Annotated in this window: 18 protein-coding genes; 11 read left to right on the top strand and 7 right to left on the bottom strand. The window is 71.9% G+C overall.

Annotation, left to right across the window (positions count from 1 at the left end):
• Position 1 precedes the first annotated feature (1 nt).
• The 4 genes from O1Q96_RS09275 to O1Q96_RS09260 all read left to right on the top strand — a co-directional run bounded on the left by O1Q96_RS09275 (position 2) and on the right by O1Q96_RS09260 (position 4575).
• Positions 2-1240 (top strand): CbiQ family ECF transporter T component, encoded by a 1239-nt coding sequence (locus tag O1Q96_RS09275; RefSeq protein WP_419586583.1) that lies wholly within the window; start codon positions 2-4, stop codon positions 1238-1240.
• The gene (locus O1Q96_RS09270) at positions 1237-2949 is read left to right on the top strand and encodes an ABC transporter ATP-binding protein (protein ID WP_269247701.1); all 1713 of its coding nucleotides are present in this window, start codon (positions 1237-1239) and stop codon (positions 2947-2949) included. The genes O1Q96_RS09275 and O1Q96_RS09270 overlap by 4 nt, the downstream gene beginning before the upstream one ends.
• Positions 2946-3818 (top strand): ECF transporter S component, encoded by an 873-nt coding sequence (locus O1Q96_RS09265; protein WP_269247700.1) that lies wholly within the window; start codon positions 2946-2948, stop codon positions 3816-3818. The genes O1Q96_RS09270 and O1Q96_RS09265 overlap by 4 nt, the downstream gene beginning before the upstream one ends.
• 268 nt (positions 3819-4086) lie before the next feature.
• Positions 4087-4575, top strand: coding sequence for an aggregation-promoting factor C-terminal-like domain-containing protein (locus O1Q96_RS09260; protein WP_419586580.1), 489 nt, complete (start codon positions 4087-4089; stop codon positions 4573-4575).
• 197 nt (positions 4576-4772) lie between these two features.
• Here O1Q96_RS09260 and O1Q96_RS09255 read toward each other — a convergent pair whose 3' ends face one another.
• Positions 4773-5942 carry a steroid 3-ketoacyl-CoA thiolase gene (locus O1Q96_RS09255; RefSeq protein WP_269247698.1) on the bottom strand — a complete coding sequence of 390 codons (1170 nt, stop codon included), beginning with the start codon at positions 5940-5942 and terminating at the stop codon, positions 4773-4775.
• A 312-nt stretch (positions 5943-6254) separates the two neighbouring features.
• On the opposite strand from O1Q96_RS09255, the gene O1Q96_RS09250 reads away from it, so the two are divergent.
• The gene (locus tag O1Q96_RS09250) at positions 6255-7499 is read left to right on the top strand and encodes a cytochrome P450 (protein WP_269247697.1); all 1245 of its coding nucleotides are present in this window, start codon (positions 6255-6257) and stop codon (positions 7497-7499) included.
• Positions 7500-7673: 174 nt separating this feature from the next.
• Positions 7674-9359, top strand: coding sequence for a hypothetical protein (locus tag O1Q96_RS09245; protein WP_419586577.1), 1686 nt, complete (start codon positions 7674-7676; stop codon positions 9357-9359).
• Here O1Q96_RS09245 and O1Q96_RS09240 read toward each other — a convergent pair.
• Positions 9292-11346, bottom strand: coding sequence for a bifunctional glycosyltransferase 87/phosphatase PAP2 family protein (locus O1Q96_RS09240; protein WP_269247695.1), 2055 nt, complete (start codon positions 11344-11346; stop codon positions 9292-9294). The genes O1Q96_RS09245 and O1Q96_RS09240 overlap by 68 nt on opposite strands.
• Before the next feature lie 310 nt (positions 11347-11656).
• Between O1Q96_RS09240 and O1Q96_RS09235 the strand changes: the two genes are divergently transcribed.
• Positions 11657-12328: an O-methyltransferase gene (locus O1Q96_RS09235; protein ID WP_269247694.1), complete on the top strand. Its 672-nt coding sequence runs from the start codon at positions 11657-11659 to the stop codon at positions 12326-12328.
• Between the two features lie 97 nt (positions 12329-12425).
• Here the strand turns inward: O1Q96_RS09235 and O1Q96_RS09230 are convergent, their stop codons facing one another.
• Positions 12426-12821 carry a hypothetical protein gene (locus O1Q96_RS09230; RefSeq protein WP_269247693.1) on the bottom strand — a complete coding sequence of 132 codons (396 nt, stop codon included), beginning with the start codon at positions 12819-12821 and terminating at the stop codon, positions 12426-12428.
• A gap of 170 nt (positions 12822-12991) precedes the next feature.
• Here O1Q96_RS09230 and O1Q96_RS09225 point away from each other — a divergent pair, with 170 nt between their 5' ends.
• Complete coding sequence (locus tag O1Q96_RS09225; RefSeq protein ID WP_269247692.1) at positions 12992-13396, top strand: DnaJ family domain-containing protein; 405 nt, start codon at positions 12992-12994, stop codon at positions 13394-13396.
• A gap of 166 nt (positions 13397-13562) precedes the next feature.
• On the opposite strand, the gene O1Q96_RS09220 is transcribed toward O1Q96_RS09225, so the two are convergent.
• The 3 genes from O1Q96_RS09220 to O1Q96_RS09210 all read right to left on the bottom strand — a co-directional run bounded on the left by O1Q96_RS09220 (position 13563) and on the right by O1Q96_RS09210 (position 17337).
• Positions 13563-14162, bottom strand: a complete 600-nt coding sequence (locus O1Q96_RS09220) for a hypothetical protein (protein ID WP_269247691.1) — start codon at positions 14160-14162, stop codon at positions 13563-13565.
• Positions 14163-14362: 200 nt separating this feature from the next.
• Positions 14363-15049: a hypothetical protein gene (locus O1Q96_RS09215; protein WP_269247690.1), complete on the bottom strand. Its 687-nt coding sequence runs from the start codon at positions 15047-15049 to the stop codon at positions 14363-14365.
• A 179-nt stretch (positions 15050-15228) separates the two neighbouring features.
• Complete coding sequence (locus O1Q96_RS09210) at positions 15229-17337, bottom strand: MDR family MFS transporter (RefSeq protein ID WP_269247689.1); 2109 nt, start codon at positions 17335-17337, stop codon at positions 15229-15231.
• A 334-nt stretch (positions 17338-17671) separates the two neighbouring features.
• Here O1Q96_RS09210 and O1Q96_RS09205 point away from each other — a divergent pair, with 334 nt between their 5' ends.
• The gene (locus tag O1Q96_RS09205) at positions 17672-18877 is read left to right on the top strand and encodes a peptidoglycan-binding domain-containing protein (protein ID WP_269247688.1); all 1206 of its coding nucleotides are present in this window, start codon (positions 17672-17674) and stop codon (positions 18875-18877) included.
• Between the two features lie 176 nt (positions 18878-19053).
• On the opposite strand, the gene O1Q96_RS09200 is transcribed toward O1Q96_RS09205, so the two are convergent.
• Positions 19054-19737, bottom strand: a complete 684-nt coding sequence (locus tag O1Q96_RS09200) for an HAD family hydrolase (protein WP_269247687.1) — start codon at positions 19735-19737, stop codon at positions 19054-19056.
• A gap of 321 nt (positions 19738-20058) precedes the next feature.
• On the opposite strand from O1Q96_RS09200, the gene O1Q96_RS09195 reads away from it, so the two are divergent.
• Positions 20059-20703, top strand: coding sequence for an HNH endonuclease family protein (locus O1Q96_RS09195; protein ID WP_269247686.1), 645 nt, complete (start codon positions 20059-20061; stop codon positions 20701-20703).
• Between the two features lie 97 nt (positions 20704-20800).
• Positions 20801-22444 (top strand): alkaline phosphatase D family protein, encoded by a 1644-nt coding sequence (locus O1Q96_RS09190; RefSeq protein ID WP_269247685.1) that lies wholly within the window; start codon positions 20801-20803, stop codon positions 22442-22444.
• Positions 22445-22809: the final 365 nt, after the last annotated feature.

Here is a 22809-nt window from a genome sequence, read left to right as displayed (position 1 = left end):
GATGGAGGGCAACAGGGAACTCGGGGTGGGGCGAGCACAGGCACAGGCACCGGCACCGGCACCGGCACCGGGCAGCGTGTCCCGCCGGGTCCTGCGGCGCCTTCGTGCCCCTCGGGCGACGCGTGCCAACGCCCTGCATCCCGGCGCCTGGTGGGTCTGGGCCCTGGGTCTTGGGACCGCCGCGTCCCACACCACCAACCCGCTCCTGCTCGCCCTGCTCGTCGGCGTGGCCGGTTACGTGGTGGCCGCGCGCAGGACGGAGGCACCCTGGGCCCGCTCCTACGGCGCCTTCGTCAAGCTCGCCCTCGCCGTGCTAACCATCCGGCTGGCCTTCGCCGTCCTCCTCGGCTCCCCCGTCCCGGGCACGCATCTCCTCGTCACCCTCCCCGAACTCCCCCTCCCCGACTGGGCGCAGGGCATCCGCGTCGGTGGCCGTGTCACAGCGGAGGGCCTGGTCTTCGCCCTCTACGACGGTCTGAAACTCGCCACGCTCCTCATCTGCGTGGGCGCGGCGAACGCCCTCGCGAACCCGTCCCGTCTCCTCAAGTCGCTCCCGGGGGCCCTGTACGAGGCGGGAGTGGCCGTGGTCGTCGCTCTCACCTTCGCCCCGAACCTGATCGCGGACGTCCAGCGGCTGCGCGCGGCCCGGCGCCTGCGAGGGCGCTCCGACAACGGTCTGCGCGGCCTGCTCCAGGTCGGACTGCCGGTCCTGGAGGGCGCGTTGGAGCGTTCGGTGGCGCTCGCCGCGGCGATGGACGCGCGGGGTTACGGCCGTGCCGCCGAGGTGGCGCCCGGTGTCCGCCGCACCACCGCCGCGCTCACCCTCGGCGGTCTGGTCGGGGTCTGCGCGGGGACGTACGGCCTGCTCACCGCGGAGGGCGGCAATTACGGCCTGCCCGTGCTGCTCGCCGGACTCGCCGCGGCCCTGGGCGGTCTGCGGCTCGGCGGCCGCCGGTCGCTGCGCACCCGGTACCGGCCGGACGCGTGGGGGGTCCGCGCGTGGCTCGTCGCCGCGTCCGGGGCGGCCGTCGCGGCGCTGCTGATCCTGTACGCCTCCTACGACTCGGCGGCGCTGCATCCGGGCGTCGTCCCGCTGACGGCGCCGGCGCTGCCGCTGTGGCCCGCGGCGGCGATCCTGCTAGGCCTGGGCCCGGCCTTCATCGCCCCGTCCCCGGCCGCCCCGGCCTCCGTCCCATCCCCCGCTCCCCTTCCCGGGGGCACCGGCAAGGAGTCGTCGTGATCCGCTTCGAGGATGTCTCCGTGACGTACGACGGGGCGTCGGAGCCCACCGTCCGCGACATCGAACTCACCGTTCCCGAGGGCGAGCTGGTGCTGCTGGTCGGGCCGTCCGGGGTCGGCAAGTCGACACTCCTGGGCGCGGTGAGCGGTCTGGTCCCGCACTTCACGGGCGGCACCCTGCGCGGGCGCGTGACGGTCGCGGGCCGTGACACCCGCACGCACAAGCCGCGCGAACTCGCCGACGTGGTCGGCACGGTGGGCCAGGACCCGCTGTCGCACTTCGTGACGGACACGGTCGAGGACGAACTCGCCTACGGAATGGAGTCGTTGGGGCTCGCGCCGGACGTGATGCGCCGCCGCATCGAGGAGACCCTGGACCTGCTCGGTCTCGCCGACCTGCGCGACCGCCCCATCTCCACCCTGTCCGGCGGCCAGCAGCAGCGGGTGGCGATCGGCTCGGTCCTCACCCCGCACCCCAGGGTCCTGGTCCTCGACGAACCGACCTCCGCCCTCGACCCGGCCGCCGCGGAGGAGGTCCTCGCCGTCCTCCAGCGTCTCGTCCACGACCTCGGCACGACGGTCCTCATGGCCGAACACCGTCTGGAGCGCGTCGTCCAGTACGCCGACCAGGTCGCCCTCCTCCCGTCCCCCGGCGCCCCACTGGTACTGGGTACGCCCGCCGAGGTCATGGCCGTCTCGCCGGTGTACCCGCCGGTGGTGGCCCTGGGCCGGCTCGACGGATGGTCTCCCCTGCCGCTGACGGTCCGGGACGCCCGGCGGAGGGCGGGAGAACTGCGGGAACGCCTGGAGGCACTCACGTACGACGACCCGGCCGCCGCAGGAGCCGTATCCCCCGCAATCAGCGGCCCGAAGCCCTCCCGGCGCCCTCGGCTCCTTGGCAGGCGCCCTCCGGAGAGCTCTGCCGACGTCCACCCGGCGGTGGTCGAGGGCCTCGCCGTCCGCCGCGGCCGCACCGAGGTGCTCCACGACGTCACCCTGAGCGTCGCCCCCGGAGAGACCGTCGCGCTCATGGGCCGTAACGGCGCCGGGAAGTCGACGCTGCTGTCCGCCCTCGTCGGCCTCGTCCCGCCCGCCGCGGGCACCGTACGCGTGGGCGGGGTCCAGCCCCACCGCACGGCGCCCGCGGAGCTCGTCCGCCGCGTGGGCCTCGTACCGCAGGAGCCCCGGGACCTGCTGTACGCGGACACCGTGGCCGGCGAGTGCGCGGCCGCGGACACCGACGCGGGAGCCGGGCCGGGAACCTGCCGGGCCCTGGTGTCCGAGCTGCTTCCGGGCATCGGGGACGACACCCATCCACGGGACCTCTCGGAGGGGCAGCGGCTCACGCTGGCCCTGGCCGTCGTGCTGACCGCCCGTCCGCCCCTGATCCTTCTCGACGAACCGACCCGCGGCCTCGACTACGCGGCCAAGTCCCGGCTGGTCACCCTCCTGCGGTCGCTCGCGGCGGAGGGTCACGCCATCGTCCTGGCCACCCATGACGTCGAACTGGCCGCCGAGCTCTCCCACCGGGTCGTCATCCTCGCCGACGGCGAACCCGTCGCCGACGGCCCGACGGCCGAGGTCGTCGTCGCCTCCCCGTCCTTCGCCCCGCAGGTCACCAAGGTCCTCTCCCCGCAGAAGTGGCTGACCGTGACGCAGGTGCGCGAGGCGCTCCACGCGTCCGGGCCGGCGGAGGGCGCGGGCTCATGAACCTCCCGCCTCGGCCGCCCCAGCCCCAGGCCCGCCCCATCCGTCTGGGCCCCCGCTCGGTCGCCACCCTCGTCCTGGTCGGTGCCGTCGGTCTCGCCGCGCTCACCTGGCCCTTCTTCAGCGGTCCGACCTCGCAGGTCGGCGCCCACTCGAAGGACGCGCCGTGGCTGTTCGCCGGGCTGCTGGTCCTGCTGGTCGGGGTCGTGGCGGCGACGATCTCCGAGTCCGGGCTGGGCCCCAAGGCCGTGGCCATGCTCGGGGTGCTCGCCGCGACCGGGGCGGCGCTGCGGCCGGTCGGGGCCGGCACGGCGGGGATCGAGCCGATGTTCTTCCTGATGGTGCTGAGCGGGCGGGTGCTCGGGCCGGGATTCGGCTTCGTGCTCGGGGCGGTCACGATGTTCGCGTCCGCGCTGCTCACGGGCGGGGTCGGGCCCTGGATGCCGTTCCAGATGCTCTCGATGGGCTGGTTCACGATGGGTGCGGGGCTGCTCCCGGGTCCGGACCGGCTGCGCGGCCGGGCCGAGTTGGCGATGCTCGCCGCGTACGGCTTCCTCGCGGCCTTCGCGTACGGCACGTTCATGAACCTGGCCGGCTGGCCCTTCATGGACGCGCTGTCGTCGAGCGTGGCCTTCGACCCGGCAGACGCCGTGGACACCAACCTGGCCCGGTTCGTCGCGTACTGCCTGGCCACCTCCCTCGGCTGGGACCTGGGGCGGGCCACGGTGACCGTCGTCCTGACCCTCACTTTGGGCGCGACGGTCCTCAAGGCACTCCGCCGGGCCACGCGGAGGGCGGCTTTCGAGACGCCGGTCACGTTCCAGGACCCCGATGGTGCGGCGCCCGTCACACCGCCCGGCCGCGCCCTGTAGAACCGGCAACTACTTCCTGTTACACCGGCCGTGAGGCGGCCCACAGGACCTTGGTCCTCGACGAAGCGCGATCGTAGATCTTTTGGCCTGTCATGCCCACATCGTTTCCTGCTCTGACCTGCGGATTGAGAGCCACGTCACAGAAGGACCTTTTCCGGCACATACGACCACAACTAGCAAAAGGGGTCATTGCGGACGCCTTGTCGGCCTGGTTCTCTGGAGGAGTCGCAAGGCGCCGACGTGCCCATCCGGGCCTCGGCGCCGCCGCATGCCAGGGCTGCACGTCACGGCGTACGAGCGACCGTCCCGTCCCCGAAGAAAAAGGTTCTCCGTGTCCTTCTCCACCCGCATTCGTCGCATCGCCTCCCCGAAGCAGGCCCTCACCGGTGCAGCCGTGGCACTCGCCACCACCGGCATGGTGATCGCGGCGTCTCCCGCCCAGGCCGCCACCCCTACGGCGGCCACCTCCGCCTCGGCCAAGGCGATCGCGCAGAAGATGATCCACAACGACGCCCAGTACAAGGCGTTCGCCAAGATCGTCGAGCACGAGAGCGGCTGGGACGTCGACGCCACGAACGCCTCCTCCGGCGCCTACGGCCTGGTCCAGGCCCTGCCGGGCTCGAAGATGGCTTCGGCCGGATCCGACTGGAAGACGAACCCGAAGACCCAGATCGAGTGGGGCCTCGACTACATGAAGTCCCGCTACGGCAGCCCCGTCGGCGCCTGGAACTTCTGGCAGGCCAACGGCTGGTACTGACCGGCCCGCACGACACCCCCGTACGCGAAGGCGGCGGCCCCGATCCCCGGGCCGCCGCCTTCGCCATGCGCCGGCGGGACACGTCCGGAGCCCCGAGGGCCGTCCGTGGTGAACTTGCGGCCACCGGCCCCATCCCCGACCGGAGGCCGCATGAGCGCCGCAGAGACAACGGACAACCGCTACAACCGCTACAACCGCTACAACCGCTGGATGATCGTCCCCGTGGCCAGCGCCCCGCCCGCGCACATCGTGATGAGCGCGAACTCCTTGTCCCGCCGCTCCAGTTCGTGAAGCGCCGTGATGATGAGCCGCGCCCCCGTCGCCCCCACCGGGTGACCCAGTGCTATCGCGCCGCCGTTCACGTTCACCTTCTCCAGGTCCTGTTCGAAGACCTGGGTCCAGCTCAGCACCACGGAGGCGAAGGCCTCGTTGATCTCGACGATGTCGATGTCCTTCAGGGACATCCCGGCCTTGCCCAGCACGGCCTTCGTCGCGTCGATCGGCCCGTCGAGGTGGAAGTGCGGGTCGGAGCCCACCAGCGCCTGGGCGACGATCCGGGCGCGCGGCCGCAGCTTCAGCGCCCGCGCCATCCGCTTGGACGCCCACATGATCGCGGACGCTCCGTCGGAGATCTGTGACGAGTTGCCCGCCGTGTGGACGGCCGTCGGCATGACCGGCTTCAGGCGCGCCAGAGCCTCCATGGAGGTGTCGCGCAGCCCCTCGTCCCGGTCGACGAGCCGCCACATGCCCTGCCCGGCACTCTGCTCGTCCTCCGTCGTGGGCACCTGCACGGCGAACGTCTCGCGCTTGAAGCGCTCCTCGGACCAGGCGATCTCGGCCCGCTCCTGCGAGACGAGCCCCAGCGAGTCGACGTGTGCGCGGGTGAGACCGCGACGGCGTGCGATGCGCTCCGCCGCCTCGAACTGGTTCGGCAGGTCCACGCTCCACTCGTCGGGGAACGGCTTGCCCGGCCCGTGCTTGGACCCGGAGCCCAGCGGCACCCGCGACATGGCCTCGACGCCGCACGAGATGCCGACGTCGATCACGCCCGCCGCGACCATGTTGGCGACCATGTGCGAGGCCTGCTGCGAGGAGCCGCACTGGCAGTCGACCGTCGTCGCCGCCGTCTCGTACGGCAGCCCCATGGCCAGCCAGGCCGTGCGGGCGGGGTTCATGGACTGCTCACCGGCGTGCGTCACCGTACCGCCGACGATCTGCTCGACGCAGTCCGCGTGGATGCCGGTACGGCCGAGCAGTTCACGGTAGGTCTCGCCCAGCAGATAGGAGGGATGCAGGTTGGCGAGCGCGCCGCCGCGCTTGCCGATGGGCGTGCGTACGGCTTCGACGATCACGGGTTCCGCGGCCATGGGGAGTTCCTCTCCTCGGGTCACCCGCGCGGCGCGGGCGTCCCGGCCCACCCGCCACGCTGAACTAGTACGCGTTCTAGTTCTGCCTGCAGTCTGCTGACACGGCGTCCGCCACCGCAAGGGTCGTGCAGCTCCCGAAGTCGCGATCTGCACCGATCCCGCACGGAATTCGGGGTGCCGCACCTCTTGCCTCTTGTAGAACCCGTTACTACCTTCACGGCAATTCCCGGTTCCTGATGGGCCGTCAGAACCCGACGGTCACCCGCACACCACCAGCACAGAACCCGACCGTCGCACGACCTGGAGTTGCCGATGCCCTGTCCAGCGCTGCCCGACGGGTTCGATTTCACCGACCCCGATCTGCTGCACCACCGCGTGCCCCTCCCGGAGTTCGCCGAGCTGCGTCAGGCCGAACCGGTGCGCTGGATACCCCAGCCGCCCAATCTCGCAGGCTTCGAGGACGAGGGCTACTGGGCCGTCACCCGGCACGCCGACGTCAAGTACGTCTCCACGCACCCCGAGTTGTTCTCCTCCACCCTCAACACCGCGATCATCCGCTTCAACGAGCACATGGAGCGCGACGCGATCGACGCCCAGCGGCTGATCCTGCTCAACATGGACCCGCCCGAGCACACCCGGGTCCGCCAGATCGTCCAGCGGGGCTTCACCCCCCGCGCCATCCGCGCCCTGGAGGAGAACCTGCGCGGCCGCGCGGTCCGGATCGTCGAGACCGCGCTCGCGGACGCCGGCCCCGGCGGTTCCTTCGACTTCGTCACCCAGGTCGCCTGTGAGCTGCCCCTGCAGGCGATAGCCGAACTGATCGGCATCCCGCAGGACGACCGCGCCAAGATCTTCGACTGGTCCAACAAGATGATCGCGTACGACGACCCGGAGTACGCGATCACCGAGGAGGTCGGCCAGGAGTCGGCCACCGAGATCCTCGCCTACGCGATGAACATGTCCGCCGACCGCAAGCAGTGCCCCGCCAAGGACATCGTCACCACGCTGGTGGCCGCCGAGGACGAGGGCAACCTCGCCTCCGACGAGTTCGGCTTCTTCGTGCTGATGCTGGCCGTCGCCGGCAACGAGACGACCCGCAACGCCATCACGCACGGCATGCACGCCTTCCTCACCCACCCCGACCAGTGGGACCTCTACAAGCGGGAGCGCCCGGCGACCGCCGCAGAGGAGATCGTCCGCTGGGCGACACCCGTCGTCTCCTTCCAGCGCACGGCGACCCAGGACACCGAGCTGGGCGGCAAGCTGATCAGGAAGGGCGACCGCGTCGGCATCTTCTACTCGTCCGCCAACAACGACCCGGAGGTCTTCGACACGCCGGAGGTCTTCGACATCAACCGAGACCCGAACCCGCACCTCGGATTCGGGGGCGGCGGCCCGCACTTCTGCCTCGGCAAGTCCCTGGCCACCCTGGAGATCGACCTCATCTTCAACGCGATCGCCGACGCGATGCCCGGCCTGCGTCTGGTCGGGGCCCCGCGCCGACTGCGCTCGGCCTGGATCAACGGCGTCAAGGAACTGCAGGTCAGCGCCGGTTGAGCCGCCGGTGACCCGCTTCGTGGGAGGCAGGGGCATTCCCCCCTACGCCGCGCCCCTGCCTCCCCCGGGTCCAACCGGACCCGGGCGGGAGGAACGTTTCCACTCCCTGGCACGTCTTCACGGGTGGCACAGACAACGCACACCTTCGAAGACTTCGAACGGAAACGCCGAGCCGTGGTCGCAGCCGAACCGTCCCCCAACCGGGCGGAAGGCGTCGGCTCCTTGCGGAAGCGGGACCTCCGGCCGGTTCTGGGCCGGCACCGTGTGCCCCTCCTCGCCACCCTCGCGACCGTGCCGCTGTACGTCGTGTGGTGGCTGTTCCTCGCCACCGGCGGCGGTGATCTGGCGGCCCAGGAGGCCTGGGCGGACTTCGCGTCCCGGCACGGCGACTCGGCGTACAGCCTCTTCTGGTACGGCGGGATGCACACCGCCAACTACAGCCTGATCTCGCCCTATCTGATGGCCGCCTGCGGCGTGCGGACGGTCACCGTGGCGGCCGGGCTGCTGGCCGCCTGGCTGGCCGCGGCGCTCATCGTCCGTACGGGGATCCGCCGCCCCCTCGGCCCGGCGCTGCTCGCGTCGCTCGCGCTGTGGTGCAACGTCGCGTCGGGGCGTACGACGTTCGCGCTCGGAGTCGCCTTCGGGCTCGCCGCCTGCCTGCTGCTGACCCGCGAGCGGCGGATACCGCAGGCTGTGGTGTACGCGGCGCTCTCGGCCATGGCGAGCCCGGTGGCAGGCCTGTTCCTGGTCGTCGCGGGAGCCGGCCACGCCCTCGTGCGGGACCCGGGCCGGGCCGCCGCGCTGATCGTGCCCCCGGTCGTGGTGGTGGGCGCGACCACCCTGCTCTTCCCGTTCACCGGGGAGCAGCTGATGCCCGCCGCCCGCATCTGGCCGCCGGCGGTGATCGGCGTCGTCGTGCTGACGCTGGCCCCGCGCGGATGGCGGGTACTACGCTGGGGCGCCGTCGTGTACGCGGCCGGGACGGTTCTCACGTATCTGGTCCCCTCGCCCGTCGGCACGAACGTGGAACGCCTCGCGGAACTGTTCGCGCCCGCCGCCCTGCTGGCCGCGCTGCTCGCGGTGCCGGGCTCCCGGAACACCTCGAAGGCCGACGCCCACCGGTGGCGCAGCGACAGACGAAGGCGCGTCGCGCTCACGATGGCGCTGGTCTTCTCCGTGTGCTGGGTGGGCAAGAAGACCGTCGACGATCTGGAGGTGTCGACGGTGGTGCCCGCCTGGGCCCATGACACGACCAGCGTCGTGGAGGCCCTCGACCGGCTCGGCGCCGACCGCACCCGGGTCGAGGTGGTCCCGGCCCGCAACCACCGCGAGGCCACCGCGCTGGCCCCGCACGTCAACCTCGCACGGGGCTGGAACCGGCAGCTGGACATGGAGCGCGGCCGCCTCTTCTACGACGGGACGTTCTCGGAGAAGACGTACCGGGCCTGGCTGGACCGGTGGGCGGTCGGCTTCGTCGTGCTGCCCTCCGGGAAGCCGGACGGCTTCGCGGAGGACGAGGCGCGTCTGGTCAGGGGCGGCACCCCGTGGCTGGAGCCGGTGTGGCGGGACGCGAACTGGCGGATCTACCGGGTCCGCGGGGCGGTGCCGCTGGTGTCGCCGCCCGCCACGGTCCTGCGGGCCGACAGCGCCGAGATCGTGGTGCGTGTCCCGCGCCCCGGCCCGGTGACCGTGCGGGTCGCCTTCTCGCCCTGGCTGTACGCCGAGGGCGGCTGCCTCGACAAGCAGGGCGAGTTCACGCGGCTGACGGTGACTGAGCCGGGCGAGTACCGGATCAGCTCGGGGTACGGTCCTTCGCCGGGACCGGCTCCGCGATGCCGGCCTCCTCGGCAGGTTCCGTGAGCGGCCGCGGCCTCGGTCCCTGGAGCAGGTGGGTCAGCGCGAAGCCGGCACCGACGACGGCCGCGCCGCCCACCGCGTCCAGCACCCAGTGGTTGCCGGTCGCGACGATCGCGGAGACCGTGAACAGCGGGTGCAGCAGGCCGAGTGCCTTCATCCACCACCGGGGGGCGAGGATCGCGATGACGAGCCCGCACCACAGGGACCAGCCGAAGTGCAGCGAGGGCATCGCCGCGTACTGGTTGGTGAGCGCGGTCAGCGTCCCGTAGTCCGGCTGGGTGAAGTCCTGCACACCGTGCACGGTGTCGATGAAGCCGAGACCCGGCATCAGCCGCGGCGGGGCCAGCGGGTAGAGCCAGAACCCGACGAGCGCGAACAGCGTGGCGAAGCCGAGCGCCGAACGGGCCCAGCGGTAGTCGGCGGGCCGGCGGACGTACAGGACGCCGAGGACGCTCAGCGGCACCACGAAGTGGAACGACGTGTAGTAGAAGTTGAAGAAGTCCTCCAGCCACCCCACCCGCACGACCGCGTGGTTGACCCAGTGCTCGATGTCGATGAAGAAGAACTTCTCGATCGAGTGGATCTGCTCGCCGTGCTGCTCGGCGGTGGCCCGGCCGCCGCTGTTGGTGCCACCGGTCGCCGCGAGTCTGACCTGCTGGTAGGCGGAGTAGCCGACGCGGATCAGCAGCAGTTCGAGGAGCAGGTTCGGCCGGGTGAGGACCCGGCGCAGGAACGGCAGCAGGGGCACCCGCTTCCACCGGGTGGGCACGGGCTGCGCATACCGCGTCGGGACCGGCGAGCGGTAGTACTCGGACGTACGCGACAGGAACGGCACGGCGGTCGCCGCGGCGAGTGCGGCGAGCAGGACGACGTTGTCGCGCAGCGGGTAGAGCGACTCCATGTTCGGCAGCATCATCTTCGCCGGCAGCGTCATCACCAGGATGACGGCGACCGGCCACACGTACCGGTCACCCGCCTTCTTCCCGACCCGGCCGACCAGCGCGAGCAGCACCCACAGCAGCTGGTGCTGCCAGGTCGTCGGCGACACGAGGACGGCGACACAGCCGGTGATCGCGACGGCGAGCAGCAGCTGCCCGTCGCGGGCGTAGCGCACGGCGCGGCGCAGTCCGAGCACGGCGACGGCCGTGCCCAGTGCCAGGAAGAGCGCGATCTCCGGCGGGCCCTCGACGCCGATCCGCAGCAGCGCCCCGTGCAGCGACTGGTTGGCGAGGTCGTCGGCGGGCAGGCCGAGGCCGACCCCGGCCAGATGGTGCACCCAGTACGTGTACGAGTCGTGGGGCATCGCCGCCCACGCGAGCGCCGTGAGCGCGGCGAAGGTGAGTCCGGTGGAGGCGGCGGCCCGGCGGCGCCCGGTGAACCACAGGAGCGGCGCGAAGAGGAGCACGGTCGGCTGCAGGGCCGCCGCGAGGCCGATGAGTACCCCGCTCGCCCGTTCCCCGCGCACGGCGAAGCATCCGAGGAGCACCAGCAGGACGGGGATGATGCTGGTCTGGCCGAGATACAGCGTGTTGCGCACGGGCAGCGACAGCATCAGGAGGGTGATCGCGACCGGAGCGGCCAGGAAGGCCGTACGACGGCTCACGGGCTGCGGCAGTGCGCGGGCGGCGACCAGGCCGAGGGCCGCGACCAGCAGCAGCGTGCCGAAGGTCCAGCCCCAGCCGAGGGCCTGTTCGGCCGCCCGGGTGAGGGGTTTGAGGACGAGTCCGCCCAGCGGTGTGCCCGTGAACCGCGTCGAGTCGTACAGCGATCCGTTCACATGCAGCACGCCGTCGGGGCCGACCCAGGTCTCCAGGTCCGTCAGCCGTTCACCTTTCGGCGTGCTCAGGACAACGGCGACCTGCCGTACGGCCAGCACGGCGGCGACCAGCCACAGGCCCGCGCGGACCATGCCCAGTCGTGCCTTCGCCGCCCCGAGCCCCGTCGCCCCGAAAGCGTCACCTGGTCGCCCACCGTGCTCCACGTTCGCCACGCGCCGTCGGCCCTCCCGCCCCGTTCGTCCCCTGCATCCCATGAGTCCCATGAGTCGCGTGCGCCTGTTTCCTGTCCGAACCATACGAGGCTCGCACCACCCCCGACGTGAGACGCGGGCAACCCCCACTTCACCTGACGTCCTCCAGCCTTTTGTCCGGATGAAGGTGTTGTACGGCCGATGCGGATCCCCGGCACGCCGCGACGCGCGGGCGTGACGGAAATACAACCAGTCAACGTGCCGGTGACCGGCTATATTCGGCGACGCAACTAGTTAGGTCGTCTAACTAGGCAGGCGAAAGGTATGCCGCATGACCGATCCGCAGCTCTGGCACGACGTGGACGACTACTTCACCGGCCTCTTCACCCCGCCGGACGCCGCCCTGGGTGACGCGCTGCGCGACAGTGACGCCGCCGGGCTGCCGCCGATCAACGTCGCCCCGCCCCAGGGCAAGCTGCTGCACCTCCTCGCCGCGGTCCAGGGTGCGACCCGCATCCTGGAGATCGGCACGCTCGGCGGGTACAGCACCATCTGGCTGGCCCGCGCCCTCCCGCAGGACGGCCGTCTGATCACCCTGGAGTACAGCGGACATCACGCCGAGGTGGCCCGGCGCAACCTCGCCCGCGCCGGCCTGGACAAGATCACCGAGGTCCGTGTGGGGCCCGCCCTGGACAGCCTGGCGAAGCTGGCCGAGGAGCAGACCGCCCCCTTCGACCTGGTCTTCATCGACGCGGACAAGGTGAACAACCCGCGCTACGTGGAGTGGTCGCTGAAACTCTCCCGCCCGGGCGGCCTGATCATCCTCGACAACGTCGTCCGGGGCGGCGCCGTCACCGACGCCACCGGCGACGACCCGAGCGTGCGGGGCACCCGCGAGGCCCTCGAACTCTTCGCCGGGCACCCCGGACTGAGTGCCACGGCGATCCAGACGGTGGGAGCGAAGGGGTACGACGGGTTCGCGCTGGCGCGCGTCCTGCCGTAGGCGCGGCTCACGCCCCGGCACGGGCCCCTTCCGCTCGCGTCGGGGCACCGGCCCCTTCCGCCCACGACCGGGCGCGGGACCGTCGCGCCCGGGGTTCTCAGGCCTCGTGGTAGAAGCCCACGTTCACGCTGCACGGACCCGTGCGGTCCTGGATGACGATCTCGCCGGCACCGCCCGGCGGCAGCTTCGCCGTCCCGCCGTACGGGAGCGCCTGCGGGGCCCCGCCCACCAGCGCGAACCGCACCTCGGACGACGGGTCGTCGTGCGTGCCCCGCAGCCAGGTCACCTGCCAGGTCCCCTCGGGTCCGCACAGGAACTCCAGGTGGACCCGGGAGACGAACAGCCAGTCGTCGGGCGTCGCGAGGCGGCAAGCGCCCCGGTCGCGCCCCACCCGCAGCATGGCGCCCGGCTCGCTCGGCGCGTCGGCCATCTGCATTCCGGCCGTCGCGCCGGCGTCCGTCCCGGACACCGAGGCCATGGTGAGTTCGAGCACGTGCGCTCCTTCGTTCCCGCGCGTTCCCGCGATTCCAGTCGTGCCGCGCCGGGACACTGTCGATGCCCGGCGACGTACCGCCGCCGAATGATAAATCGCCCGGACGTGCAGCGTCCCGCACAGTCGCATACCGCTCGGGGCGCTCTCGCGCCCTCCGGCACAATGGACGCATGACCGAGCGCAAGCCTCCCGGTGTCAGCTTCGAGTCCTGGATCGACAAACAGATCCGCGAGGCGGAGGCCCGCGGCGAGTTCACCGAACTCGCCGGTGCGGGCAGGCCGCTGCCGAGCGGACCCGACACGTCGTACGACGAACTGTGGTGGATCAAGCAGAAGATGGCCCGCGAGGGCATGTCCGTACTGCCCCCGACACTGGCGTTGCGCAAGGAGGCGGAGGACGCGCTGGAGGAGGCCGCCGGGGCGCCCTCGGAGCGGGTGGTGCGCCGGATCGTCACGGAGATCAACGCGAGGATCCGCGAGATGATGTTCAAGCCGCCACCCGGACCGCCGCTGGGCCTCAAGCCGTACGACGTGGAGGAGATCGTCCGCGAGTGGCACAAGCGCCGCGCGGGCTGACACTCCGGGGGCGGGACGCTCCGCGGCCGACACGAGTGGGCCCCGTCCGGGCGATGTGCCGGGCGGGGCCCACTCGTGTCCCGTCCGCACGTCGCCCGGACGGGGCCGTTCCATCTGATCCAGCCAAGTCACCTGCCGCGCAACGGAGTTGGCGGTGGCGGGTGGGTCACATCTTCAGGAGCCGTTCGGCCAGTTCGCGGTAGTCCCGCAGGGCCAGCCTCAGCTGCTCCGTGTCGGCCTTGTCGTCGCCGGTGGTCTGCCAGGACGTACGCAGGGTGCGTCGTCGCTGGGTCACGGCGTCGGCGAACCGCTCCGTGACCTCCTGCAGCACCTGGTCCGCCTCCTCGACCGAGCCGCGCGGCTCGTCGACGAACGCGGTGACCGCGTGCTGCAGCCGCAGCGACCACTTGTCGCCCTCGTCGTGGGGCATGAGCCGCCCGCCGACGTTCTCGGTGCTCCCGCCGCTCGTCCTCGTCCCGGCACCGAGGTCGCCGTCGCGGGACGCCACGCTCCGGCCGCCGTGGCCGTCCTCGTGCGCACCCGCTCCCGCCGGGCCGGAGATGCCGCCCTCGTGAGCCGGTGAACCGTCGCGTTCCACCGAGTCCGGACGGGCCGGAACGCTCTCGCGGCCCGCCGAGTCCCGGCCGCCGCGGACACCGTCCTGGCCCGCCGTGTCACGGCCGCCCAGGACGCCGTCACGCGTGCCCGACCCGGCCCGTGCCCCGACGCCCTCGGGGGCGCGGGGCGAGGTCTCACGCTCACCCACGCCGGCGGGCGTGCCGGGGACCGCAGAGGCAGCGCCGGTACGCGTACCGGATCCCTCGCGCCCGATCACACTCTCTCGCACCGCGTCACCGCCACCGCCGGATTTGCTCGCGCCACCCGTTCCCGGCGTCCTCGTCACGTCGTCCCGCTCGCTGCGCTGATCCCTGGACGGTCCAGCCGCGTTGTTGTCCGGCATAGCTCTCAACTCCCCTTTACATGACGCCTGTTGAGCGCCCACGGCGAGTGCGAACGGCCGCGGGAGCTGTCGGTCCGGGAGGTCGCGGCTGCTTCCGCGTCGCCCTGTTCGGCCTTGCCCAGCCGCGCCCTGTCGTCGCGGCCGGAGGTCGTCAGGTCCTCGAAGAGGGCCCGTGCCTCGACCAGGGCCTCACGCAGTTCCTCGGTACCGACCCGGCCGGCGTCCGCGCCGTTCGCGTGCGCGGCCAGGTGGACGCGTCGGTAGCCGTTCACGTGGTGCGCGTGGTGCACGGAGAGCGCGGAGAGCTGCTCCTCGTAGCGGCCACCGTCCGGGAAGCCGCGCGCGCCCGCCACCTCGGCGAGCAGCCGGTCCGCCTCGACGACCGCGTCACGCGGCGAGTCGACGAACTGCTCCTGGATCGCGGTCCAGCGGACCGTGTACCGGTCCTGCGCCGCGGGGTCCAGCGGCTGCGTACGCAGCGACCCGTGCCGCTCCACGCGCTCCTCGAGCTCGCGTTCGGCAGCCTTGGTGTCGCCGTCGTGCCGGGCGACCGCCCGGTCGTACTCGGGCCCGAAGCGCCGCTTCAGGCCTCGCCCGCCGCCCGCACCGCGGGCCATCACGAGCCGTGCGATCACGGCGGCGACTAGGGCCACCGCGACCACGATCAAAACGATGATCACGCCTGTGGACATGGATTGCCTTCCGGGTTCTGGGCCCAGTGGGCCCCAGTGGGCCGCTTCTCTGCCCGGGTTGCCCGGAGTGGGCCGTCCAAACGGCAACAGTCACATTCGGAAGAAGGGGCGGCGCCGGTCAGGACGCTCCCGGGACGGTTCCCGTCCGTCGCGGTGGTGCAAGGCGGCGCCGGGGCGCCTCACTTGCCGAGCCAGGCCCGGCCGGCCGGCCCGGGCGCCGCCCCGTCGTGCGGCCGCTCCTCGTCGGAACCGCACATCTCGGCGTTCAGCTCCGCCACCAGCTGGGTGAGGTCGGTGGGCCGGTCCGGTCCCCACCAGTCGCCGAGGAGTTCGGCGAGGGAGTCCTCCCGGGCCCCGGCCAGTTTCTCGGCCACCTCACGGCCCTGCTCGGTGAGGACGAGTTCGAGGCCCTCGCGCACGGCGAGACGCCGCTCCTCCACCTGGCGTGCGGCCGCGATGACGATGTGCAGGGGAACCGAGCTGCGTTCGGCGAGAGTGGCCGGTTCGGCCCAGCCGTGACGCCGGATGCGCAGCAGCAGCCAGCTCGCGCCGGGCAGCAGGTCGTACCCGGCCCGGGCGGTGATCTTCTCGTAGATCTGCCGCCGCCCCTCCCGGGTGCCGAGCACGGACAGCGCGCGGCACACCTCGTCGTACGAGGTGCGTTCCACGGGGTTGCTGGCGAGGGTCTGGGTGGCGTCGGGCGCCGTCACCGAGGCGCGCAGCCGGTCCTCGCGCAGGAACCAGGCGAGCACGAACCCGACGAGGGCGACCGGGGCCGCGTACAGGAAGACGTCCGTGATGGAAACGGAGTACGCCTCTACGACGGGTGCCCGGAGTGCGGGCGGCAGGTCGGCGATGATCTTCGGATCGGATTTCAGCGCGTCGGCGCCCAGGCCCGGCGGGAGCTCCTGGCCGCGCAGGACGGTGGCGAGTTCGTCGCTCAGGCGGCTCGCGAAGACCGAGCCGAAGATGGCGACACCGAACGAGGCGCCGATGGAGCGGAAGAAGGTGGCGCCGGAGGTCGCGACGCCCAGATCCTCGTACGAGACGGCGTTCTGCACGATCAGGACGAGAACCTGCATGACCAGGCCGAGTCCCAGGCCGAACACGAGGAAGTACGCGCTCATCTCGCCCGTGGAGCTGTCCATGTCGAGGCGGTGGAGGAGCAGCAGCCCGAGGGCCGTCACGGCCGTGCCCGCGATGGGGAACACCTTCCAGCGGCCCGTGCGGCTGACGATCTGCCCGGAGACGGTCGACGAGATCAGCAGTCCGGCCACCATCGGCAGCATGTGCACGCCCGACATGGTGGGCGAAACACCCTGGACGACCTGGAGGAACGTCGGCAGGTACGTCATGGCGCCGAACATCGCGAAGCCGACGACGAAGCTGATCACCGCGGCGAGGGTGAAGGTGCGGATCCGGAACAGCTTCAGCGGGAGCACCGGTTCGGCGGCGCGGCGCTCGACCGCCACGAAGACCACGATGAGCACGGCGCCCAGTACGGCGAGCGCGACGATCTGCGGCGAGTCCCACGCCCAGGTGTTGCCGCCGAGCGAGGCGACGAGGACCAGACAGGTGGCGACGGACGCGATCAGGAGCGTGCCGAGGTAGTCGATCGTGTGCCGCCGGGAACGGACCGGGATGTGCAGGGCGGCGGCGATGACGGCGAGCGCGACGATCCCGACGGGAAGGTTGACGTAGAAGACCCAGCGCCAGCTCAGGTGCTCGGTGAACAGGCCGCCGAGCAACGGCCCGAGGACGCTGGTCGCGCCGAAGACCGCACCGAACAGGCCCTGGTACTTGCCCCGTTCGCGAGGGGAGACGAGGTCGCCGACGATCGCCATCGACAGCACGATGAGTCCGCCGCCGCCGAGGCCCTGGAGGGCACGGAAGGCGATCAGCTGGGGCATGTTCTGCGCCATGCCGCACAGCGCGGAGCCGATGAGGAAGATCACGACAGCGATCTGGAACAGCTTCTTGCGTCCGTACTGGTCACCGAGCTTGCCCCAGAGCGGGGTGGCGGCCGTGGACGCCAGCAGGTACGCCGTGACGACCCACGAAAGGTGGTCCAGGCCGCCGAGGTCGCTGACGATGGTCGGCAGCGCGGTCGACACGATCGTCTGGTCGAGCGCGGCGAGCAGCAGCCCCAGGAGCAGCGCCCCGATCGGGACGAGGACACCGCCCGGCTTCCGCTCCTGACCGGCCGGTGCGCCGCGTGGACGGTTCCGGGCGTCGCGGGATGTCTTCCGTGTGTTCACGCCGTCCGAACCATGCGCGTCCCCGGCCATGAAGACCTCCCGGCCACGAGAATCCCGTTGCTCTTCCATCCTGGTCGGTGTGACCGGTTATGGCCTGTTGAATCCAGCCAGGAGCCCTGGATTCCGGGGGTATCCGGGAGATTGTGTGGAGGGGGTCTGCATAATCGCTGGTGTTCGAACGGGGAGGGATCCACACATGAGTGACCGGAGCGGTCATATATGTCCGGAATGCGGGACACCTCGGGAGTCGGGGGGCTCCCCCGCCTGCGGCTGCGCCCGCAGAGCGGCGGACGAGCTCCTGGAGACCCGTACCGCCGAGGCGGCCGCCGCGGAGGACTTCGACCCGCTGCGCATCCGCCCCTACGTGGACCTGGGGGTACGGGACACCTCGGCCGACGCCGGATCCCCGGGCGCCTCCACCGAACCGGCGAGCACTGAGGACCACCCCGGGCCCCGCACGCGGTCGGCCGAGCCCGCGGCCCCGACCGGCACCGCGAGCGAAGGGCCGTCCGGCGCCGGGAGTTTCGCCGGGCACGGAAGCACGGGCGGCACGAGGAGCCCGTACACCGGGGCACCCGCCTCGTACGGCACCGACGGCTCCGTCCCGTACGGAACCGGGGGCCGTCCAGGGCCGCAGGACCACGCGGGGCCCGGCGGCCGGGAACCCCTCACGACACCCATGCCCTCGGCCGGCCACACGGGCCTGCACGGCCCACCGGACCTACGTGACTCACCGGGCTCACCGGGCTCACCGGGCTCACCGGAGCATCAGAGTCCGCTCGAAGCCTTTGGGGCGTCCGGCACTCCGGGGGCCCACCCCGCCGACGCGTTCGCCGACACCGACGCGACCTCGCGGCTGCCCCGCGTGGCAGCCCTGCCGCACCCGGTCGGCACCCATCTCTTCGATACCCGGCCACCCGGCCCCGATCCGGCCCCCGCCGCCGCTCCCGCCGACTTCCCGGACGACTCCACCGAGCCCCCGAGCCGGCGCCGCCGTTTCGCGCTCGTGGGCGCCGGCGCCACCGCCGTCGTGGTCGCGGCCGCCGGGTTCGCGAGCGGGCTGTTCTCGTACGAGTCGCCGTCGCGGGATAGCGCCGCGCCGGACGACATACGGGCGAGCGTGCCGGACACGTCCGTGGACGAGTCGTCCCCGTCCGCCTCCGCGTCGCCGAGCCCCTCGCCGTCGGCCTCCCCGTCCGCGTCGCCCAGCGCGAGCGTCACACCGTCGGCCACACAGCCGGCCGCCCCGCCCACCCCGTCCCGGGCGGCCACCACGTCGAGCACGCCGTCGGCCGACTCCCCGACCGGTACCACCCCGCCGCCCTCGGGCCCACCGGAGAAGGGCGTGCAGCCGGTGCTGCGCCGCGGCGACACCGGCCCCGAGGTCACCGAACTCCAGCTGCGCCTGCAGCAGTTGGCGCTCTTCGTGGGCGACTCGGACGGCGACTACGACAACCGGACCGAGAACGCCGTACGCAACTACCAGCTCACCCGAGGCATCAACGATGAACCGGGCGTATACACCGAAGAAACCCGGAACCGCCTGGAAACGGAAACATCAGAACCGTAGCCCCGCCCTCTTCAGGGGCCCGGGGAACTGCGCGCCAAACCCCCACCCACCCGCACGAGAGCCCACCCGCAGCCCCGCCCCCTCAGGAGCGCGGGGGCCTGCGCGGTCGACCACGGAGCACCCGCGCCCGCCCCGCAGCACCCGGCACCCCGAGCCGACCCCCGTCAACCCGCACGTCACCCCACGTGCAGCCGAACCGCCCCACCCTCAGCACCTTCGACACCCTCGACGACCTCGACCCGAACCTGCCGAAGATCCCGCACCACCACATCCGGCCGATGAAACCCGGCCCGGGGCCCCACCCCGACCACCCGCATCCCGGCGGAGCGCCCCGCCGAGATCCCCGCCCCCGAGTCCTCGAACACCACACAGTCCTCGGGCGATGCACCCAACTCGGCCGCCGCCTTCAGAAACCCTTCGGGATCCGGCTTGCTCGCCCCGACGGACTCGGCGGTGATCCGCAGCTCGGGCAGCTCCAGTCCCGCCGCCCCCATTCGCGCGGTGGACAGTGCCACATCCGCGGACGTCACGAGCGCGTGCGGCACCCCGCGCAGAGAGGCCAGGAACTCCGCGGCCCCGGGGATCGCCACGACCCCGTCCATGTCGGCGGTCTCCTCGGCGAGCATGCGCGCGTTGTCCGCGTGGTTCTGTTCCATGGAGCGGCTCGGCAGCAGCACGGCCATCGACGCGTACCCCTGCCGTCCGTGGACGACCTTCATGACCTCGTCCCCGTCGAGCCCGTGCCGGTCGGCCCAGCCGCGCCAGACGCGCTCGACGACGGCGTCCGAGTTGACGAGGGTGCCGTCCATGTCCAGCAGCAGGGCACGGGCGGTCAGCACGGTCGTGGCCGTCATCGGCATGCTCCAAAGCGTGGAAGAGGGGGCCACGCGCGGCCCCGGGGGAACAAGGCGGCCCCGCCCGCCGGTCAGGGAGAACGGACGGGAGCCACTTTGTTCCTCCACGGTACAAAACAAAGGGGCCATCCCGCCACCATCCCCGGGGACTCATTCCGCACAAGGGCACGACAAACCGGGCGGCCCGACCCGAAAGTCCCGCCATAAACCTTGTCGTGTCATGCGCGCGTCATTAACTTCTCACCTGACGCTCATCTCCCGGAAACCGGCCACCGCGAGCATTCAGTCGCCCGCTGGTCAACTTCCCCCCGCCCCAAGGGAGTTCGCATGCCCAGGTTCTACGCGCGTCGACGGTTGAGTCTAGCCGCCGCCTTCACCGGACTGATAGCCATGGCCGGGCTCTTCAACGGCCCGGCCGCCTCGGCCGCCCTGCCCACCCCGGTCAGCGCCGCCACCGCCCGTACCTACCTCGCCTCGCTCACCGTGGCGACCGAGGACCGCACCGGCTACAACCGTGACCTCTTCCCGCACTGGATCACCATCAGCGGCACGTGCAACACCCGCGAGACGGTCCTCAAGCGTGACGGTACGAACGTCGTCACCAGCTCCGCCTGCGCGGCCACCAGCGGCAGCTGGTACTCCGTCTACGACGGCGCGACCTGGACCGCGGCCGCCGACCTCGACATCGACCACCTCGTGCCGCTGGCCGAGGCCTGGGACTCCGGCGCCGACAGCTGGACCACCTCGCAGCGCCAGGCCTTCGCCAACGACCTGACGCGCCCCCAGCTCATCGCCGTCACGGACAACGTGAACCAGTCGAAGAGCGACCAGGACCCCGCCGAGTGGATGCCGTCCCGCACCGCCTACGCCTGCACCTACGTGCGCGCCTGGGTCCAGGTGAAGTACTACTACGACCTGTCCGTCGACTCCGCGGAGAAGAGCAAGCTCAGCTCGGTCCTCAGCGGCTGCTGACCGAAAGTTCCCAGGATCTCCCGTGATCTCTCGCCGGAATCTCCCCACCGGGCTCCGTCGTTCCGTACCGTACGGGGCGATGGAGGAGGGTGATCACGTGGCGAATCTGCGCCTGGGTCCACTGCTGAGGTACGTCGACGGCTCGTCCGCGACCGTCTGGGTCGAGGCGAGCCGTCCGTGCACCGCCGAGGTGCGCTGCGCGGACGGCGGCGGCGGTGAGAGCCGCACCTTCCAGATCGCGGGCCATCACTACGCCCTGGTCCACGTGACCGGACTGACACCGGGCACGACTTCCGCGTACGAGGTCCTGCTCGACGGGGCGCAGGTCTGGCCCCTGCCCGACTCTCCGTTCCCGCCCTCCGCCATCCACACCCCGGTGGACGGCCAGGAGACCGCCCAGGTCGCCTTCGGCTCCTGCCGCTGGGCCTCGCCGCCCGCAGGCGAGAAGGACCCGGTGGGCCCGGACGCCCTGGACACCCTCGCGGCCCGGATCGCCGAGGACCCCCAGGGCGAGCGCCCGGACGTCCTGCTGCTGCTGGGCGACCAGGTGTACGCGGACGAGGTGTCCAAGGCCACCCGCCACTGGCTGAAGGCCCGCCGCGGTCTGCACGAACCGCCGGGCGCCGAGGTCGCGGACTACGAGGAGTACACGCACCTCTACTACGAGTCGTGGCTCGACCCCGAGGTCCGCTGGCTGCTGTCCACGGTGCCCAGCTGCATGATCTTCGACGATCACGATGTCATCGACGACTGGAACACCAGCGAGGCCTGGGTCACCGACATGCGGGCCACGCCCTGGTGGCGCGAGCGCGTCCTGAGCGGCCTGATGTCGTACTGGGTCCACCAGCACCTCGGCAACCTCTCCCCCGACCACCTCGCCGAGGACCCCCTGTACGCGGCCGTCCGCGCCACGCCCGACGGCACGGACGCCCTGCGCGACTTCGCCGCCCAGGCCGACGCCGAGCCTGCCTCGGTCCGCTGGAGCTACCGCCGCGACTTCGGCCGCGCCCGCCTCCTGATGGTCGACAGCCGCGCCGCCCGTGTCCTCGACGAGCAGAACCGTTCGATGCTCGACGAGAAGGAGTGGACGTGGCTGCGCGAGCAGGCACTGGACGAGTCCGGCGCGTACGACCACCTCCTCATCGGCACCTCGCTGCCCTGGCTGCTCCCCAACCTCGTGCACGACGCGGAAGCGTGGAACGCCGCGATGTGCCGGGGCGAGCGGGGCGAGCGCTGGGAGCGGCGCGGGGAGAAGATCCGGCGGGCGGCCGACCTGGAGCACTGGGCGGCGTTCCCGTCGTCCTTCGACGCGCTGGCGGAGCTGATCGCCGAGGCCGGCTCGGGTCCCGGGGCACCGGCGACGGTGTGCGTGCTGTCCGGGGACGTGCACCACGCGTACATCGCCGAGCCGGTCTGGCGGAAGGGCCTGCCGGGGCCGGACGCCCGGGTGGTCCAGCTGACCTGCTCCCCCGTCCACAACTCCATCCCGCCCTACATCAAGATCGGCTTCCGCTTCGGCTGGAGCGGGGTGGGCCGGGCCATCGGCCGTCGCTTCGCCCGGCACGGCAGGGTCACGCCCCCGCCCGTCGACTGGCGCAAGACCGGGGGCCCCTGGTTCGGCAACCAGCTCATGACGCTGACCCTGCGCGGCCGTTCGGCCCGGCTCCGGCTCGACCACGCGCGGGAGGAGCGCGACGGCGGGGCCAGGCTGCGGACGATCGCCGAATCGGAGCTCAGCTAGTCCGCGGCCACGGCAGTGACGGCGGCGCCGACGGGCGAAGGGCCGACGGGCTGTTCGCGCGGACCGGGCAGGCACCGCCTCTCGATATCTGACGTTCCGTCAAATATGCATGCAATGAAGGCAGTTCGTGAACGGCGCACGGCCGGATGATGTGCACCGGGTGACCGCGGCCGGGGTCCGGTCGCGTGTGGACTAGGTCACCCCGCCGGACACCGACGAGCCGTCGCCGGGCCGCGCTTCGGGCGGTCGCCGCCCAGGCCGGCCAGGGGGTGGAGCCCTGTTCGACACCCGCTTCGATGGTTCAACCATGGCCAAAAGTTGAACTTGCAAGCATTGAACAGGCACACCTAACGTGGAGCACTCAC

This window comes from Streptomyces aurantiacus, from assembly GCF_027107535.1.
GTDB lineage: Bacteria > Actinomycetota > Actinomycetes > Streptomycetales > Streptomycetaceae > Streptomyces.
Note: the sequence above shows the minus strand (reverse complement) of the source record. Positions and strands in the feature narration are given on the sequence as shown.